This window comes from Xanthomonas vasicola pv. musacearum NCPPB 4379 (genome assembly GCF_000277895.2).
In the GTDB taxonomy this organism is placed as follows: Bacteria; Pseudomonadota; Gammaproteobacteria; order Xanthomonadales; family Xanthomonadaceae; genus Xanthomonas; species Xanthomonas vasicola.
The window spans coordinates 1,544,263-1,559,757 of sequence record NZ_CP034655.1; the positions used below are offsets into that span (position 1 = coordinate 1,544,263).

The following is a 15,495-nucleotide window of genomic DNA, read 5'->3' on the forward strand; positions in this document are numbered from 1 at the left end:
GCGCAACCTTCTCAATAAGCAACTAGCAATACGCTTGCGCGGTGCCTCTGTTCTTCAACAAGCAACCAGCCAATGATCACCAGAGTTAGAACAGCAAAGTTGCGATCAGCTGCTGTCGCGCTGCAACTGTGCATCCAGCTCGGCCAGCCGCTGCGGCGTGCCGACATCGGTCCAGCGTCCAGAGTGGTGGATGCCACCGATCAAGCCTGCCGCCATCTGCGCACGCAGGATCGGCGCCAACGCAAACCGCGGTGCCGTGCCGTGCTGCTCTGGCAATTGACCAATGACAGTTTGCCAATCGCGCAGCAGCGCCGGGCGATACATGCCGATGCCGGAATAGGTCAGTGTCGCGGGCAGATCTGCGCGCACTTTGCCGTCCGCCTCCAGCGCAAAGTCTGCGCGCGTTGCGTGGCTGGGTTGATCCACCAGCACCAGCTGCGCCAGCCCTTCGGGGGCATGCGACAGACGGGCAAAATCGAAATCGGTCCAGATGTCGCCGTTGACCAACAGAAATGGGGCATCGCCCAACAGCGGCAGCGCATGCAACATGCCGCCACCGGTTTCCAGCGGCGTCGCACCTTCATACGAATAGGTCAGGCGAAGACCGAACGCGCTGCCGTCGCCCAAAACGTGTGGAAATTGCTCGGCCAGCCACGAGGTGTTGATCACCACCTCGTCTACGCCCAGCGCCGCCAATTTGCGCAGATGCCACACGATCAACGGCGTGCCACCGACCGACAGCAGCGGCTTGGGTGTGCGCTCGGTCAGCGGGCGCATGCGCTCGCCGAACCCTGCGGCAAAGATCAGCGCCTTCATGTCGTCGCCTGCTGCGCACGCGCAGCCAGCGCCGGCTTGATTACCTCGTCCAGCAAACCGATCAACGGCGCCAGCTCGGCGTAACGGGGCAGTACTTCTTCCAGATACGCGATGAAACGCGGAACATTATCCAGATACCAATGCTTGCCATCGCGATGGCTCAGACGCGAGAAAATGCCCAGGTTTTTCAGATGTCGCTGCACGCCCAGCCAGTCTGCATCGCGCAGAAACTGCGCCAGCGGCGGCACCGGCAATCCTGCCGCAGATGCACGTGCGTGATAGTGCTGCAGCCAACCGTCTACCCGGGCGAGTGGCCAACTTACCGAGGTGTCCTTGAACAGACTGATCGGGTCGTAGGCGATCGGGCCAATGACACAATCCTGAAAGTCCAACACCGCCGGGCCATCGGGCACCGGCATTAGATTGCGTGGCATGAAATCGCGATGGGTAAACACGCGCGGCTGCGCCAGCGCGTTGTCCATCAAACGGCGCTGCACCAATTGCAACTGCTCGGCATGGGCGCAGTCCAGCTGTACGCTCAGGTGGCGGCCTAAAAACCACTCTTCGAACAAACCGGCATCGCGCTGCAGCAGCGCTTCGCCAAACACGCCGCTATCGGCAGGTGGTGGAATTTGTTGCAGCAACAGCAGCTGGCTGATCGCGCCATCCAGCAAGTCGTCGGCGTTGGCGTCAGTGAGTACCTGTGCCAGCGTTGGCACGCCCAGGTCCTCCAATAGCAAAAACCCGTTCTCCAGATCCTGGGCAAGCACCTGCGGCACGCGCACGCCATGTGCGCCCAACAGCGCATGCATGCGCAGCCACGGCGCAACGTTTTCCAGCTGTGGCGGCGCATCCATCAAGATGCGATCCACACCGTGCCCGCGCGTGCGCCAATAACTGCGAAACCCCGCATCGACCGACGCGCGCTGAAGCGACGCCTGTGGATCGTCGAGCGCGTGTTGTGCCCAATGCAAACGAAGCGCGTCGCGCGCGGTATCCGGATGAAGTGACGTCATGGATCGATTGGGTATCATGAAGTGATGGGTAAACAGATCAGACGCGCAGTGAAGCGCTTAGCGCTTGCTGCCGCTGAACAACCGCAACAACGCCAGGATCGCAATCGCCCCGAGCAACGCTCCAAGGAAACCGGCCGGCTCGCCCGCGCGGTACCAACCCATGTGGCGGCCAAACCAGCTAGCGACCACGGCACCGGCAATGCCGAGCACGATCGTCAACAGGCAGCCCAGGCGTTGCGTACCCGGCGTAATGAAACGCGCCAGCAGGCCGACCATGAAGCCGACCAGCAGAATGTAGAGCCAGCTGTCGCTACCAAATAGATGATTCATTGCAGCACCGGAGGTGGACGGGATCGGCAGACTAGCATTTCGGGTGTCACTGCCTAGCGCAGCGGGCGCTGGAGTGACCGCGCCGATGCATTGTCTTCAGAAAGGCGTGGTCTTCGGCTTCCGCTGCCAAGCGCTCCTAGCTTCAGGCAAGTCATCTGATAGATAAATTGGCTTCCCAGCTGGTAGGTCGTCTTTCAAGGAAAGAGACCTTTTCGGGAAACCGTTGCCGGTGAGATGTATGCGGAAGACATCAGTGCTGAGCCAGGCCGATCAGCACTAAATGCTCTTGCGAACAAGAGTAATTGCTGGTCTTTCTCCCCTCGTGAGAGGGGTGGGATGAGGGTGCTAGACCAGAGGCGATGCATGAGTTAGGCACCCAAGTTGCAACGGCGAGCTTGGGCGCCAAAACCAGCTAACCGGGCTAGCAGCCAAACGATCTACGCACCCGCGCTCAACACGCCAACCTCTCATTCATCGATGCGCGCCAGCGGCACGCACCAATGAGGCCGTCAACTCAACAGCAGCCATGCCCACCATGACGGGTGCCGCTATCGGCAGCCACCGGCGAGCCGCTGGTTTCGCCGCGCAGACAAGCAGCGTGATGGTCGGCAATCACCTTCGACACGCAAGCGGTCACGCGCTTGCCCATCGGAATGTGCAGGAACTCGTTCGGCCCATGCGCATTGGAATGCGGGCCGAGCACGCCGGTGATCATGAACTGCGCGCCGGGGAATTTTTCGCCAAGCATGCCCATGAACGGAATCGAGCCGCCTTCGCCCATGTACATCGCCGGCTTGTCGAAAAATGCCTGGCTGGCGTCGTCGATGGCCTTTTCCAGCCACGCTGCCATGGCCGGGGCATTCCAGCCGGACGAGGCCTTTTCCAACTCCAGCGTGACCTGTGCGCCGTTGGGCGGGTCGCGCAGCAATGCCTGCTTGAGCAACTCGCCGCAGGCCTTGCCGTCCGCCGTTGGCGGGAGTCGCAGCGATAGTTTCACCGCCGTTTGCGGGCGCAGCACATTGCCTGCCGACGCCAGTGGTGGCATGCCGTCCACGCCGGTGATCGACAGCGCCGGGCGCCAGGTGCGGTTCAACACCAGCTCGGTCAGATCCTCATGCATCGGCACTAAGCCATCGACCATCGGGAACTTGTCGAAGATCGCGGTATCCAGGGTGGCCGCTGCGGCCTTTGCCTGCGTCAGTCGCTCGGCGGGCACCTCCACATGCAGGCCGTCGAGCAGGATGCGGCCGGTGGTTTCGTCTTCAATGCGCGACAAGAGCTGGCGCAGCAGGCGGAAGCTGGACGGCACCACGCCCGAGGCATCGCCCGAGTGCACGCCTTCTTCCAGCACTTTGACCGTCAGGTTGCCGCCGGTCAGCCCGCGCAGCGAGGTCGTGCACCACAGCTGCTCGTAATTACCGCAGCCCGAGTCCAGGCACACCACCAGCGATGGCTTGCCGATGCGCTCGGCCAGATGGTCCACATAGGCCGGCAGGTCGTAGCTGCCGGATTCTTCGCAGGCCTCGATCAGCACCACGCAGCGCGCATGCGGCAGGCCCTGGGTGCGCAGCGCGAGAATCGCGGCCAGCGACCCGAAGATCGCGTAGCCGTCGTCGGCGCCACCACGCCCGTACAACTTGTCGTCGCGCAACACCGGCTCCCAAGGGCCGAGGTCGGCATCCCAACCGGACATCTCCGGCTGCTTGTCCAAGTGACCGTACAGCAGCACGGTGTCGTCGCCCGATTCAGGGCCAGTGGCCGGAATTTCGATGAAGATCAATGGCGTGCGGCCTTCCAGGCGCACCACCTCGACCTGCATGCCGTCGATGGCCTGGGCGCGCGCCCAGGTTTCCATCAACGCGACCGCCTGCTCCATGTAGCCATGAGCCACCCAATCGGCGTCGAACATCGGTGACTTGTTGGGAATACGGATGTAATCGACCAGCTGCGGGACGATCTCGCGGTCCCAGGTATCGCTGATGAATTGGTCGATCTTGGCGCTGTCCATGAAGGCTCCGAATGCGTGACGTAATCAAAGATTCTACGCCTGCGCTAGGGGGTAGGTATTTCCCTACAAGGCGGCGCGCAGTTCACCTGCTGTGTGAAAAGTTCGTTGGCGATAGGATTGCTGCACGTGGCGCGGGACACTGGCTCCGCCGGCAGGAATGCTGGCTAGGACCATCACCCAAGCCACAAGGAGCGTTGCAATGAAGTCATTTACCGTAGTCCTGAAGTCCCTGCTACTGGCGTTGCTGTTGTCCTCGAATGCGTATGCACTCGACAAGGTCGATATCAACACCGCGTCTGCTGAGGAATTGGACAAGGTGCTGATGAATGTCGGGCGATCAAAGGCCGAGGCAATCGTCGAGCACCGTCAGGCAAACGGTCCCTTCAAAAGTGCCGAGGAACTGGCACTGGTCAAGGGCATCGGACTCAAGACGGTCGAACGGAATCGTGACCTGATCGAAGTAGGAGCCACGATGGCTCCCGCCAAGAAGGCTGCCAAGGGGGCGGCGGTGAAACCGGTGGGACGGCGTTAAGGGGAAGGGATCCGAGATACGGTTCGACGCGAGGATGCGTGGCCGCAACCTAACTGGACAGGATGTCCGGGGGATGGCTGGAAGCCGACAAGGACGTGGAATCGCCCGGTGTTGCACTTGGATGTGCAGCCGGGCGTTTTTCGTTTGGGCGTTGAAGAGACTTGGGTTACGCAGCGACAGGGTGTTTGACCGTCTGCAACACTTGGCAAACAAGTGTCAGGCTGGTGGGGATGTCGCCATAGAGCCCAGTGTTCGAAAGGATCATTCCGTACGGGGCACTCACGGTGTTCCGTCCATCGGAGTGGCGGCCGTTCTGTTACTCGCTCGCTTTTAGCTGTCAAAGATCCGCCTCGCTAAGGGATGGCTTTGCTGATGCAGGCAGTCCGTCCGGCAACAAAAGAGCGTGGTCGTCGGTCGAGCGCTTTCAGGCACAATGCGCCGATGCAGCTGACAGACCTGAGCAGCCGGGTGATTCCGGCCACCGAGTACCGCCGTGAGCGGTGGCGCAATCAATTGGGTTGGACCCGCGAGATCCTGCGTCTGGGTGACACGGACGAATGGGCGTTGCGCCTTTCGATCGCCGAAATCGAGCAGGATGCTGCGTTTTCCGCATTTGCAGGCATCGATCGTGAGTTGGTGTTGCTGCGTGGCAATGGCATGCGCTTGACGTTCGGCAATCGCGATGCTGATGCCGATACCGGTACCCATGCCAGTGCGAGTTCTGGCGCCAATGTCAGCACCGAAGAAACCGAAACCGTTGCAAGTGCCGCTGCCTGGAAGATTGGCGATTCGGATGCTCTTGGCGCGGAGAGTCTCGGCGAACGTGCTGACGTCGGTGAAGTATTACGCAGTGCCGAGCGTCTTGTTGCACACCCTGCGGACGGTGGGCGCTGCGTGGATTTATTGCCGTCCTATCAACGCGTGCGATTTGCCGGCGAAAAGACGGTGCACGCGACGCTGCTCGACGGGCCAACCCAGGATTTCAATCTGATGTGGCGGCGCGACTTGCTGCAGACCGAGCTGCTGCATCGTCCGTTGGTCGGCACCATGTTGTTCTTTGCAGACCCCGGTAGCGCCTGGGCCATTCACTTGCTTGCCGGCCAGGCGAGCTTCGGGCGCGATGGCGGTTTGCCGCCGTTAGCGGCTGGCGATACCGCGTGGCTGAGCGCAGCGACGCGTACCCGCTATGTGCTTGACGGCGGTGGCGAATTGTTGGCGATTCGGGTGAGTCCGCTGCCGGAACATTGAGCCTAACGGATGCCGCTAACTCGGTCCTGCCTGTGGCAGATCCCCAGCAGTAAGCCCGTATCGCTCGTGTGCAGTCTGGAAATCTTGAATGTGCGTCTGCCCGCGGTTTGTAGACCGTGTTTTTTCGAAGGCCAGCGGGCCGGTGTCTATGTCGAGGGTGTGCTGGACGGGCCATGGCGTCGACGCGCGTTTGGCCGATCATTGGCGTGAAAGGTCTGGTGGCGGGTGTACGGCGGGTCAGTACACGTCGCGCCGGTAGCGGCCGTCGTGTAGCAGCTGCTTTCTGACGGATGCCCCCAGAATATTGTCTAGCGCGTTGTCTACTTCAGGCGCCATGCCGCGCAAGCTGCCACAGACGTAGAGGCAGGCACCTTGTTCGACCCACAAGCGCACGTCGGCGGCGGCCGCAGCCAGTGCGTGTTGCACATAGCGTGCAGGTTGATCTTGGTCGCGCGAATACACGCGGTCCAGCCGTTCGAGCCAGCCGGTCTGTTGCCAGTGCTGTAGTTCGTCTGCGTACAGTGCATCGTACGCAGCGTTGCGTTCGCCGAACACCAACCAGTTGCGTCGCGCGCCGACAGCGATGCGTGCGCGCAGATGTGCGCGCAGGCCGGCGATGCCGGTGCCGTTGCCGATCAGCAGCATGGGCTGGTCCGGTGCAGGCGGGTGAAAGCCGGGGTTGCTGCGCAAGCGCAATGCAATCGGTGCGCCGATCGGTGCGTGCACGCACAACCAGCCACTGCCCAGGCCCAGGCTGCCGTCGCTGTTGTGGTGTTTGCGTACCAGCAGTTCGACATGACCTTCATCGGGAATTGAGGCTAGCGAATAGTCGCGATGAGGTAGGGCGACCAGGTTCCGCACCAGCGTTGCTGTGTCCAGTGGTGATGCGCTACCGATACCTGAAGATATATCCGTAATGGCAGTCGCATTCGCAATTACGATTTCAGTCGCATGTGTATGTTTATGTGTATGCGCATGTGCATATACAGCTCCATTTGCGTTGCTCGTGGCTAGACCCACGACATCAACCTTTGCGATTATTTTTGCTTCTAGCTTGTCAGCTGATTTCCCACGCGCAGCCATCTCTACATCAAGTTCCATAGCCAAGCCCACAGGAAGCTGTGAGCCGCTAAGCCATTCGCGCAGCGTGCGGTTTTCGATACGCTGCGCACCATCGTACTGATGGTGCTGCAACCAGGCATCCACCGTAGCGGCTGGATGCTGTGGCGCGATCTCGGCAATGTCGCCTGCTTTCCACGTTGGTAATTCACCATTGCAAGGCGTCAGCCGCAGCCGATAGATCGGTGCGCCGGCACTGCCGGGGTTGACGTGGACACGCTCGCGCAGTTCCCAGTCCGAATAAGTCGGTACATTCCAAGGCGGCTGCGCTGCAAGTGTGGGCGTCAGTTCCACCAGCTGTCGCTGCCACTGTTGCAGCGCACGTGGGTCTGCGTTGTCGACCTCGATGCGCGGGAATAACGGTGTTGCGCCGCGCGCTTGCAAGCGATTGTCGAGGCGGCGGCCGAACGCGCAGAACTGCGCATAACGTTGGTCGCCAAGCGCTAGCACGGCGTAACGCACCGCGGCCAGATCCTGGCTGTCGCCCGCAAGCCAGCCGCGCTCGGCAGCCTGCATGTGGTCTGGTGCATCGCCTTCGCCGGTTGTGCTGACGATGCACAACAGCCGCGGCACGCGCGCGAGTTCACTGGCATCCACCGCGTCCAGCGGCAGTGTGCATGCGCCCACGCCTGCCGATTGCAGCGCAGCGGCGCTGCGCTCGGCCAGTTCACGCGCGAAACCGGTCTGGCTTGCCCAGGCAATCAATATGCCGCTGGCCTCGCCCCGTTGCGCGGTGACGCGCGTGCGCGAGCGCCAAGCGACGATCAGGCACAGCGCGGCGTACACCGCCACGGCGAGTGCAGCCAGTTGCCAGCGATGCGGCGTTGGCGGACTCCACCACGCGCCGTTATACAAGCTGCCGAACCATGGGAGCAGCGCTATCAGTGCAAGCACTACAAGCCCGTTGCCGAACTGGGCGCGTGGTATTGCAAGACTCATGAAGCAGCCAGATGCTGTTCGAACGCTGGGCTCATTGATTCATGGAGCGTGTTGTTGCTGCGCCAGAGGAAGCGCACCGCCAGTTGCGCAGCGTGTGCATAGGCGAGTCCGGCATCGACGCCGAGCACGGTCATTGCCGTGGCCCAGGCATCGGCGTGCATGGCCTCGCGTGCGAGCACGGTGACGGCTGCAGGCGCGTGCGGCACCGGTGCGCCGGTGCGCGGGTCGAAAGTGTGCGCATAACGGATGCCATCGGCGTCGAAGCGGTGCCAGCGATCGCCTGAGGTGGCTACTGCCAGGCCATCCAGCGCGAGGACGCGCGAGGGCAATGCCACGCTGGCGTCTTCGTCGGGTGCCGATTCGACCAGCACGCGCCATGCGCTGCCATCGGGCTTGCGGCCGTAGCCGAACAATTCGCCGCCGACTTCGATCAACGCGCTGGTGATGTCGGCCTGCACGAGCGCGTGGTGCACGCTGTCCACGCCGAAGCCCTTGGCAATTCCCGACAGATCCAATGCCACTGCGCCAGGTTGCAGTACGCGCATGCCGTCCAGATCCAGACGCTGCCAGCCGCACCGCAAGCTGGCCAGCGCGATCTGCTCACGCGAGGGCACGCGTTGTCGGCCGCCGGAGGCGCCAAAGCCCCACAACTCGACCATCGGGCCGATGGTGGGGTCGAAAGCGCCGCCGCTGGCCTGGGCGATGTCCAGCGCGGCGCGCAGCACCGCATGGAACTCTGCGGGCAATGTCTGCCAATGACCAGCCTTCGCACGGTTGTAGCGACTGATATCTGATTCGGCTTCCCAGGTGCTCATCTGTGCCACGACACGATCCAGTGCGGCTTGGATGCATGCATGCAGCGGATGCAGGTCGCGTCCGCGGGGCGCCACCAGTTTCACGCTCCAGGTGGTGCCCATGCTGCGGCCGCCCAGGGTGGCGATGTCGTGGTCGGCGGAAGGCGCTGCAGGCATGGCGTGATCGTGTAGGTGCGGAAAGCAGCAGGATGCAGCAAACATGTGGTTCCTGCCGCGTCTGGCAGCTTAACGTGGCTAAAAAGTAGCGAGTGCTCGACGGGCGATGTGATGGCGCAAAGGAATCGCAGCGGACGAGTGGTTCCTGCCGCACCGAGCACTTTCCACGCCTATCTGTCGATAAGCGCGGCAGTTTTCGCTGCTCTTATTGCGGCAGCACTTCCAGCGTGGCGACATAGCCAAGACGCCGTTGCTTGGCCTGCGGCAGCGAGGTCTTGGCGTCTTCGCTGGTCACTTCCAGCCAGTACATCCCCGCCTCTGGCCAGGTCACACTGAAGCCACCCTTGGCATCGGTTTTGAGCTTGATCTCGTTCTGCGCATCGCGGTAACGGGTGCCGCCGCGTACGATTTCGATCTCCAGCCCGGCGGCCGGTTTGCCGTCCACCTGCAGGGTGAACTGCGCGGATTCGCCAGCGACCAGATCATTTGGATGTGTGACCGGAATCAATTCAATGCCCTTGCCGCTAGGCTTGAACACGGTGGTCGTGGGTGCGCCGCGGGTGACGAAGGTTTCCACCCGATTGAGCGATTGTGACACCTGCAGCTCTTTGGCATTTTTTGGCACTTCAGTAGCGAAGCTGTTTTCGTTGCCGCGCCAGCGCTTGGGTTTGCCGTCTTCTTTCCAGCTGGCGAACAGGCCGGCGTTGATGATGGTGAGCTTGTAGGTGCCCGGCTGGGTGAGCTGCAGGTCGAACACGCTGCGGTACTTGCCGGTGGCCGGGTTCTCCGGCTTGAGCGCGCTGCCATCGGGTGCGGTGACGCTCAGGTTGTCCAAGCGCAGCGGCACGTGGTTGAAATAGAACAGGTCATTGGAGACCGCGGCATCCACCGTAATCCACGGCGCTTCGCCGGCGATGACGGTCTGCGACGGCAGCAACCAGGCCTTGTGAGCGAGTGCGTTGAGCGGCAGTGCGGCGAGCAGGGCGCCCAGGACGAGTGAGCGTTTCATGACAACTCCTTGAAAGACGATGGCGACGATGGGTCACGTGTCCGATCAGCGCCAGACTGCAGCGCTGTGTGGATGCGTGGAAGACGATTGATTAGAGCTGCAGGAATTGGCGCAAACGCGCAACGTGTGCGTTACAAAATTAAAAGCGACGTGCTGGAGAGATACGAACGGCAACGCAGCGCTCAGGGCTTTGCAATCAGACTGACTGCACCGAGCTCGCTGCTGCCGCTGTCCTTTGCTGTCTGTGCCGAGGTCGCCGGCCAGGTGAAAGGCACCTTGATCAGTTCGCGGCCACCCACTTCGCGTGCAGCTTCCACCACCAGCGTGTATTGCCCTGCAGGCAGCGACTTCAATGCGCCCTTGGTGTCCGAGAACGACAGCGCATGTGCGCCGGCCGGACGGGTAGGGCCGGTCACGCCATCGACCGGCACGGTCAGAGTGCGGCCGCTCTTGCGCCACCACTGGCGCAGATCCGGCAGCCACTTGGTGCCATGGCCTTCGGCGGTGTCCTTGGATTGATACCAGACAGCCAGATTGGTGGCGACCTTCTGGTCTGCGCCTTCCAGCCAGATCGCCACATACGGGCGGTGGTATTCGGCGACATTGAGCTTGGGAATTTCGACGTTGATGTCGAGCGTGGCTGCATACGCCGGCATGGCGAGCAGGCCGCTCAAGGCGATCGTCAAGGTGGCGCGCATGATCGTCTCCGTTAGGCAAAAGTCAGTGGATCAATAGCAGGGCAAGCAGGAATGGAATCAGCACGCCCAGGCCGACCAGCGGCCAGGTCATGCGCCGCTGGCGCGCATGCAGATGCAGCAGGAACAGGCCGGTGATGCAAAACACCAGGCAAGCGATGGCGAACACATCAATAAACCAGCCCCAGGCCGGCCCGGCGTTGCGGCCTTTATGCAGATCGTTGAGATAGGCGACCCAGCCGCGCGATGTGCGCTCGTATTCGATTGCGCCCGTCGCACGGTCCAGGCTCAGCCAGGCGTCGCCGCCGGGGCGCGGCAGCCCGATATACACCTCGTCGGCCGACCATTCGCCGTCGCGTGTGCCGACGCTGATATCGAGCTGGCGCCCCAGCCATTGCGCCACGCGCGGCGGCAGCGGTGCGTTGCCGTCCTGCCGCGTGCCCAGCGTCTGCAGTAGCGCGGGCGGCAGTGTCAGCGTGCGTTGTTCGGTCGACGGGCTGGCCTCGATACGTGCGGCGTGATTCAAAGTCAGCCCGGTGATCGTAAACAGCAGCATGCCGATCAGACACAGCGCCGAGCTGATCCAGTGCCATTGATGCAGCATGCGCAGCCAGAAACCGCGGCGCTGCTGTGCGGTGGCGAGGGAAGTATCGTTTGACGTCGACATGCTTCGCTCAAGCCACGTCTGCGGGGACGCGAGGCTGCAGTTGCAGCTGTTGTGCGGCCACCTCGTGCAGTAAAGCATGCAGGCGTGGATGGCGCGTGCCGGCCAGCAACGGCGTGAGCTGGTGCAGAAAGCCGGCATGACCACCTGCGATGGCGCGGCGCATCCACTGTTCGGCATCATCAAGCTCGCCGCTGTCGGCAAGCAGCGTGGCGTAGCCGGCCTGGCCGCGGAAATCGCCAGCTTCGGCAGAACGCTGATACCAGGCGCGTGCGGCTACCGGATCGGCATCGCAAGCGAGCCCTTGATCGAGATAGCGCGCCAGGAAGTTCATCGACTTGGCATGTCCGCGTTCGGCCGCACGGCGATACAGCGCCAATGCCTGCGTGTGGTCCTGCGCCACGCCGCGCCCGGAGGCGTACATGTGCGCCAGGTTGTACATGCCCCAATCCAGCCCAAGTTCGGCGGCGCGGCGATACCACAACACGGCCAGCATCGCGTTGATGGCCGTGCCGAAACCCAACTCATGGCAACGGCCCAGCTGATTCATCGCCTCCGCGTGGCCGGCGTTGGCAGCCACTTCGTACCACAGCATCGCCGCGGCCGGATCTGCGGCAATGCCGCGTCCTTCGGCGTACATCTGCGCGAGCAGGAGTTGTGCGCCCACGTCCTGGCGCGCAGCGGCTTTGTGCAACAGCGCGCGTGCCTGTTCCGGTTGCGTGCGCAGCAACGCGGTCAGCTGCGCGAGGTCCAGCGCCGGCTCAGACATCGGCCCATTGCCGCAACAGGTTGTGATACACGCCGGTGAGCTGGATCAATGAAGGATGGCCGGGCGTGTCTTGGGTGAGGCGGCGGATCGAGACATCCAGTTCGAACAACAGGCGGCGCTGCGCCGCATCGCGCAGCATGCTTTGCGTCCAGAAAAAACACGCCGCGCGCGCGCCGCGTGTGACCGGCATGACCCGGTGCAGGCTGGTGCCCGGGTAGATCACCAAGTGCCCTGCCGGCAGCTTGACCGACTGCGTGCCGTAGGTGTCTTCGATGACCAGCTCGCCACCGTCGTAACTGTCTGGGTCGCTGAGAAACAGTGTGGCGGAGACGTCGGTACGCACCGGATCGGCGCCGCCACGACTGCGGTCGTAACGCACCGCATTGTCGACGTGATACCCGAACGACTGCCCGCCGCTGTAGCGATTGAACAGCGGCGGATAGATACGCCGCGGCAATACCGCCGAGAAGAATGTGCTGCTGCGCGAGAGTGCCTCCAGTACCAGCGCGCCGGCTTCGCGCGCGATGGCGCTGTCTTCGGGCAGCTGCGCATTGTCCTTGGCCTGCGCCGATTGATGGCCGGCAGTGATGCGTCCGTCTGCCCAGTCGGCTGCATCCAGACGTGCGCGCAACTCGCTGAGCTGTGCGGGGCTGAGAACATCGGGAATGGGCAGCAACATGCGGTTGTCCGGTTGTCTCCACGCCGCCCGCGCGAGGCGGACGACGTGCCAGAGGTTAGAAACTGAAAGTGGCGTTCAACACCGCCGAGCGGCCATCGCCTGGCAACGCCCAGCCGCTGCCGGCGGTGACGGTGCCAGCAGCATTCACGGTGAGGTTGTTGCGGATACTGGTGTAGTGCACCTTGTCGAACAGGTTGTTGACGTTCAACTGCAGGCTGAGCCACTCGTTGACGCGCAGGCCGACCATTGCGCGGTGCACCCAATACGCGTCGGTCTTGCGATACACCGCAGTCGAGGTATTGTTCGGATAGAAACTGCCCTGGTAGTTGACGCCGTAGCCGAAGGTCCACTGGTTGAGCTGATACGTGGTCCAGAGATTGCCGGCGTTACGCGGGGTCTGCACTAACTCGCGCCCGGCGATGGGGTCGCCGGTAAGGCTGGCGGTGCGGTTGGAGACGCTCTGCAGCACTTCGCTATCAAGGAAGGTGTAGTTGGCGAAGATCGACCAGCGGTCGGTCAGATAGCCGGCCGCGCCCAGCGCGATACCATCCACGCGCGCCTTGCCGTCCAGTACCTGTTCGGGGATCAGCGGGTCGCCACTATTGACCTTGTAGTTCTCGCGCTCGTTGCGGAACACCGCTGCGGTCAACGCCAGACGCTCGTTCAACACGTCCCACTTGCCGCCCAGTTCGATATTGACGGCGTTTTCCGGTTCGATATTGCAGTTGGCGCCCACGGTGGCCGTGGCGATTGGCGTGCACGAGCCGTTGACTGAGGCCTTGGAGGGCGTCTTGCTGTTGGCGTAGAACAGATACAGGCTGGCGTTTTCGACCGGCTTGAACACCAAGCCGGCGCGATACGAAAACAGATCGTCCTTGCTACCGGCAGGGAAACCCGCGGTCACGCCGGTGATACCGCCAGCGGCATTGACGGTGTAGGTGGTGGTGTCGCCCTTGTTGTGCTCGTAGCGGCCGCCCAGGTTGAGCATCCATTGCTCGTTGAATTGCAGCGTGTCGAACAGGTACAGCGCCTGATTGGTCAGGCTGCCTTTGCTGTGGCCGGTGCGGAAATAGTTCTGCGGGCCGGTCCAGATGTTGTACGGATTGTCGAACGATTGCAGCGGGTAGGTGATGCCGGTGGTGGAGCCGTCGGCGTTGCGGAAGATCGTGCCGCTATCCAGTTCGAAGTCTTCCTTGCTGAAGGCCACGCCAGCGACCACGCGATGCTCGATCGCACCGGTGTGCAGCGTGGCGGTCAGATCGGTTTGGCTATGCGCGATGAAATTTTCGGTGTCGCGCACCAGGCCGCGCGGCCCGCTGTTGGGATTCCACGTGGAGGGCGGCTGGCCGACGCACGCACGGCCGGTGTAGGCGTTGGTGTTGTTGGGCAGGCACCAGGTGCCTTCCGGTGCAGTGGCGGTGGTGCTCTGATCCACGCGCTGCAGCCGCGCCAGGCTGCGCAGCTTCACGTTGTCGTTGAAGTCCATTTCCAGCACGCCGGTGAGCATGTCCACATCGATTTCCTGACGCGACACATTGCGATAGCCGTAATAGGTCTCGCGGTCCACGCCCGCCAACGGCCCGTCGTTGAACGGGCTGAGCGCGAACGGCACGCCGTACTGCGGCAGGTTGTTGTCGTGTTGGTGCAGGTAGCTCAGTGTGAAGCGCGTGTCTGAGCCCAGCCCGAAGGCCACCGACGGTGCAAAGCCCCAGCGGTGACGGAATTCCTCGTCGCGGCCGGGCACGTCCTGGGTGTGGCCCATCGCGTTCAAACGCACGGCGGTGCCGTTTTCGAAATCGTAATTGCTGTCGGCAGTGAGGCGACCGTAGCGGTCGCTGCCGCCACCGATCATGACGTTGGTGAAGTTGCCCTGGCCGGCGGTCTTGGTGACCAGATTGATGTTGCCGCCCACCGAGCCGGCGCCGGACATGGCCGAGTTGGCGCCGTTGATCAACTCCACCGACTCAAGATTGAAGGTGTCGCTGCGGCTGTACTGCGCGCTGTCGCGCACGCCGTCGGTGGTGATGTCGCTGCTGGCGGTGAAGCCGCGCAGGTTGATGCTGTCGCCGTAGCCGCCGCCGCCTTCGCCCGCACCGAAGGTGATGCCGGGCAGGGTGCTGAGTACATCGCGCAGCGACAGCAGATTCTGCTGGTCCATGGTCTGCTTGGTGACCACGGTGATGGTCTGCGGCGTGTCACGCAGCGCCTCGGTGTACTTGGGTGAGGACGGCTTCTGCGCACGTTCCTGCTGCACCCGGATTGCATCCAGCTCCACCGCTCCCGGAGGCGCCGGCGCATCGTCAGGTTGGGCGAAAGCGGGGGCGGACAGCGTCAGCAATACGGCCGAGGCGAGCGGAGAAGTGCGAGGAGTCATGGAAGGTCTCAAAGAAGTGCGAGGTTCCTACCTGGCGATGGCTTGGCGGATGCGGGATGTGATGCGTTGGACGCTGCGCCGGCTAACTCAAAATGCTTTGCCGACCGACGCATATCCCAGACATGCCGAAGCGCTGCGCACTAAGGCACAGCAAGGGGAATGAACGGAGCAGGAGTCGAGCAGCGCTAAGTGCATGAGATCGCAGGCAGGCCAGTTGTTAAGAAGGCCTTAAGGGCGCGATCTTAAATGCAAATCATTCTTCTTTGCAATATGTGCTAATCGACGCTGCCGCCAGCTGCGCCGTGGCGGTCTCTAGCGTGCACCAC

At 62.6% G+C, this 15,495-nt stretch carries 14 protein-coding genes; 2 read left to right on the top strand and 12 right to left on the bottom strand.

Annotated features, from left to right (window positions below; all coding sequences use genetic code 11):
• Nucleotides 1-105: 105 nt before the first annotated feature.
• The 4 genes from murU to KWO_RS07260 form a co-directional block, all read right to left on the bottom strand.
• Nucleotides 106-816, bottom strand: coding sequence for an N-acetylmuramate alpha-1-phosphate uridylyltransferase MurU (murU, locus tag KWO_RS07245; RefSeq protein ID WP_010369254.1), 711 nt, complete (start codon nucleotides 814-816; stop codon nucleotides 106-108).
• Entirely contained in the window at nucleotides 813-1,832 is a 1,020-nt protein-coding gene (locus tag KWO_RS07250; RefSeq protein ID WP_010382108.1) for an aminoglycoside phosphotransferase family protein, read from the bottom strand. Before KWO_RS07250 ends, murU begins: the two co-directional genes overlap by 4 nt.
• Nucleotides 1,833-1,889: 57 nt before the next feature.
• Complete coding sequence (locus KWO_RS07255; protein WP_010369256.1) at nucleotides 1,890-2,162, bottom strand: GlsB/YeaQ/YmgE family stress response membrane protein; 273 nt, start codon at nucleotides 2,160-2,162, stop codon at nucleotides 1,890-1,892.
• A gap of 514 nt (nucleotides 2,163-2,676) precedes the next feature.
• Nucleotides 2,677-4,170, bottom strand: coding sequence for a M20 family metallopeptidase (locus KWO_RS07260; protein ID WP_010369257.1), 1,494 nt, complete (start codon nucleotides 4,168-4,170; stop codon nucleotides 2,677-2,679).
• Nucleotides 4,171-4,327: 157 nt separating this feature from the next.
• Here KWO_RS07260 and KWO_RS07265 point away from each other — a divergent pair, with 157 nt between their 5' ends.
• Both KWO_RS07265 and KWO_RS07270 read left to right on the top strand, forming a co-directional pair.
• Complete coding sequence (locus tag KWO_RS07265) at nucleotides 4,328-4,702, top strand: ComEA family DNA-binding protein (protein WP_008572623.1); 375 nt, start codon at nucleotides 4,328-4,330, stop codon at nucleotides 4,700-4,702.
• 441 nt (nucleotides 4,703-5,143) lie between these two features.
• Nucleotides 5,144-5,950 carry a HutD/Ves family protein gene (locus tag KWO_RS07270; protein WP_017112580.1) on the top strand — a complete coding sequence of 269 codons (807 nt, stop codon included), beginning with the start codon at nucleotides 5,144-5,146 and terminating at the stop codon, nucleotides 5,948-5,950.
• 237 nt (nucleotides 5,951-6,187) lie between these two features.
• On the opposite strand, the gene KWO_RS07275 is transcribed toward KWO_RS07270, so the two are convergent.
• The 8 genes from KWO_RS07275 to KWO_RS07310 form a co-directional block, all read right to left on the bottom strand.
• Complete coding sequence (locus KWO_RS07275) at nucleotides 6,188-8,008, bottom strand: flavodoxin domain-containing protein (protein WP_010382116.1); 1,821 nt, start codon at nucleotides 8,006-8,008, stop codon at nucleotides 6,188-6,190.
• Nucleotides 8,005-8,979, bottom strand: coding sequence for an FAD:protein FMN transferase (locus KWO_RS07280; RefSeq protein WP_017112581.1), 975 nt, complete (start codon nucleotides 8,977-8,979; stop codon nucleotides 8,005-8,007). The genes KWO_RS07275 and KWO_RS07280 overlap by 4 nt, the downstream gene beginning before the upstream one ends.
• Before the next feature lie 205 nt (nucleotides 8,980-9,184).
• Nucleotides 9,185-9,988 carry a DUF4198 domain-containing protein gene (locus KWO_RS07285; protein ID WP_010369272.1) on the bottom strand — a complete coding sequence of 268 codons (804 nt, stop codon included), beginning with the start codon at nucleotides 9,986-9,988 and terminating at the stop codon, nucleotides 9,185-9,187.
• A 182-nt stretch (nucleotides 9,989-10,170) separates the two neighbouring features.
• Nucleotides 10,171-10,686, bottom strand: a complete 516-nt coding sequence (locus tag KWO_RS07290) for a DUF2271 domain-containing protein (RefSeq protein ID WP_010369275.1) — start codon at nucleotides 10,684-10,686, stop codon at nucleotides 10,171-10,173.
• 22 nt (nucleotides 10,687-10,708) lie between these two features.
• Nucleotides 10,709-11,350: a PepSY-associated TM helix domain-containing protein gene (locus KWO_RS07295; RefSeq protein WP_010369276.1), complete on the bottom strand. Its 642-nt coding sequence runs from the start codon at nucleotides 11,348-11,350 to the stop codon at nucleotides 10,709-10,711.
• 7 nt (nucleotides 11,351-11,357) lie between these two features.
• Nucleotides 11,358-12,116 (bottom strand): tetratricopeptide repeat protein, encoded by a 759-nt coding sequence (locus KWO_RS07300; RefSeq protein ID WP_010369277.1) that lies wholly within the window; start codon nucleotides 12,114-12,116, stop codon nucleotides 11,358-11,360.
• Nucleotides 12,109-12,795 carry a Fe2+-dependent dioxygenase gene (locus KWO_RS07305; protein ID WP_010382119.1) on the bottom strand — a complete coding sequence of 229 codons (687 nt, stop codon included), beginning with the start codon at nucleotides 12,793-12,795 and terminating at the stop codon, nucleotides 12,109-12,111. Before KWO_RS07305 ends, KWO_RS07300 begins: the two co-directional genes overlap by 8 nt.
• Before the next feature lie 55 nt (nucleotides 12,796-12,850).
• A complete protein-coding gene (locus KWO_RS07310; RefSeq protein WP_017112582.1) occupies nucleotides 12,851-15,169 on the bottom strand; it encodes a TonB-dependent receptor in 2,319 nt (772 codons plus the stop codon).
• Nucleotides 15,170-15,495: the final 326 nt, after the last annotated feature.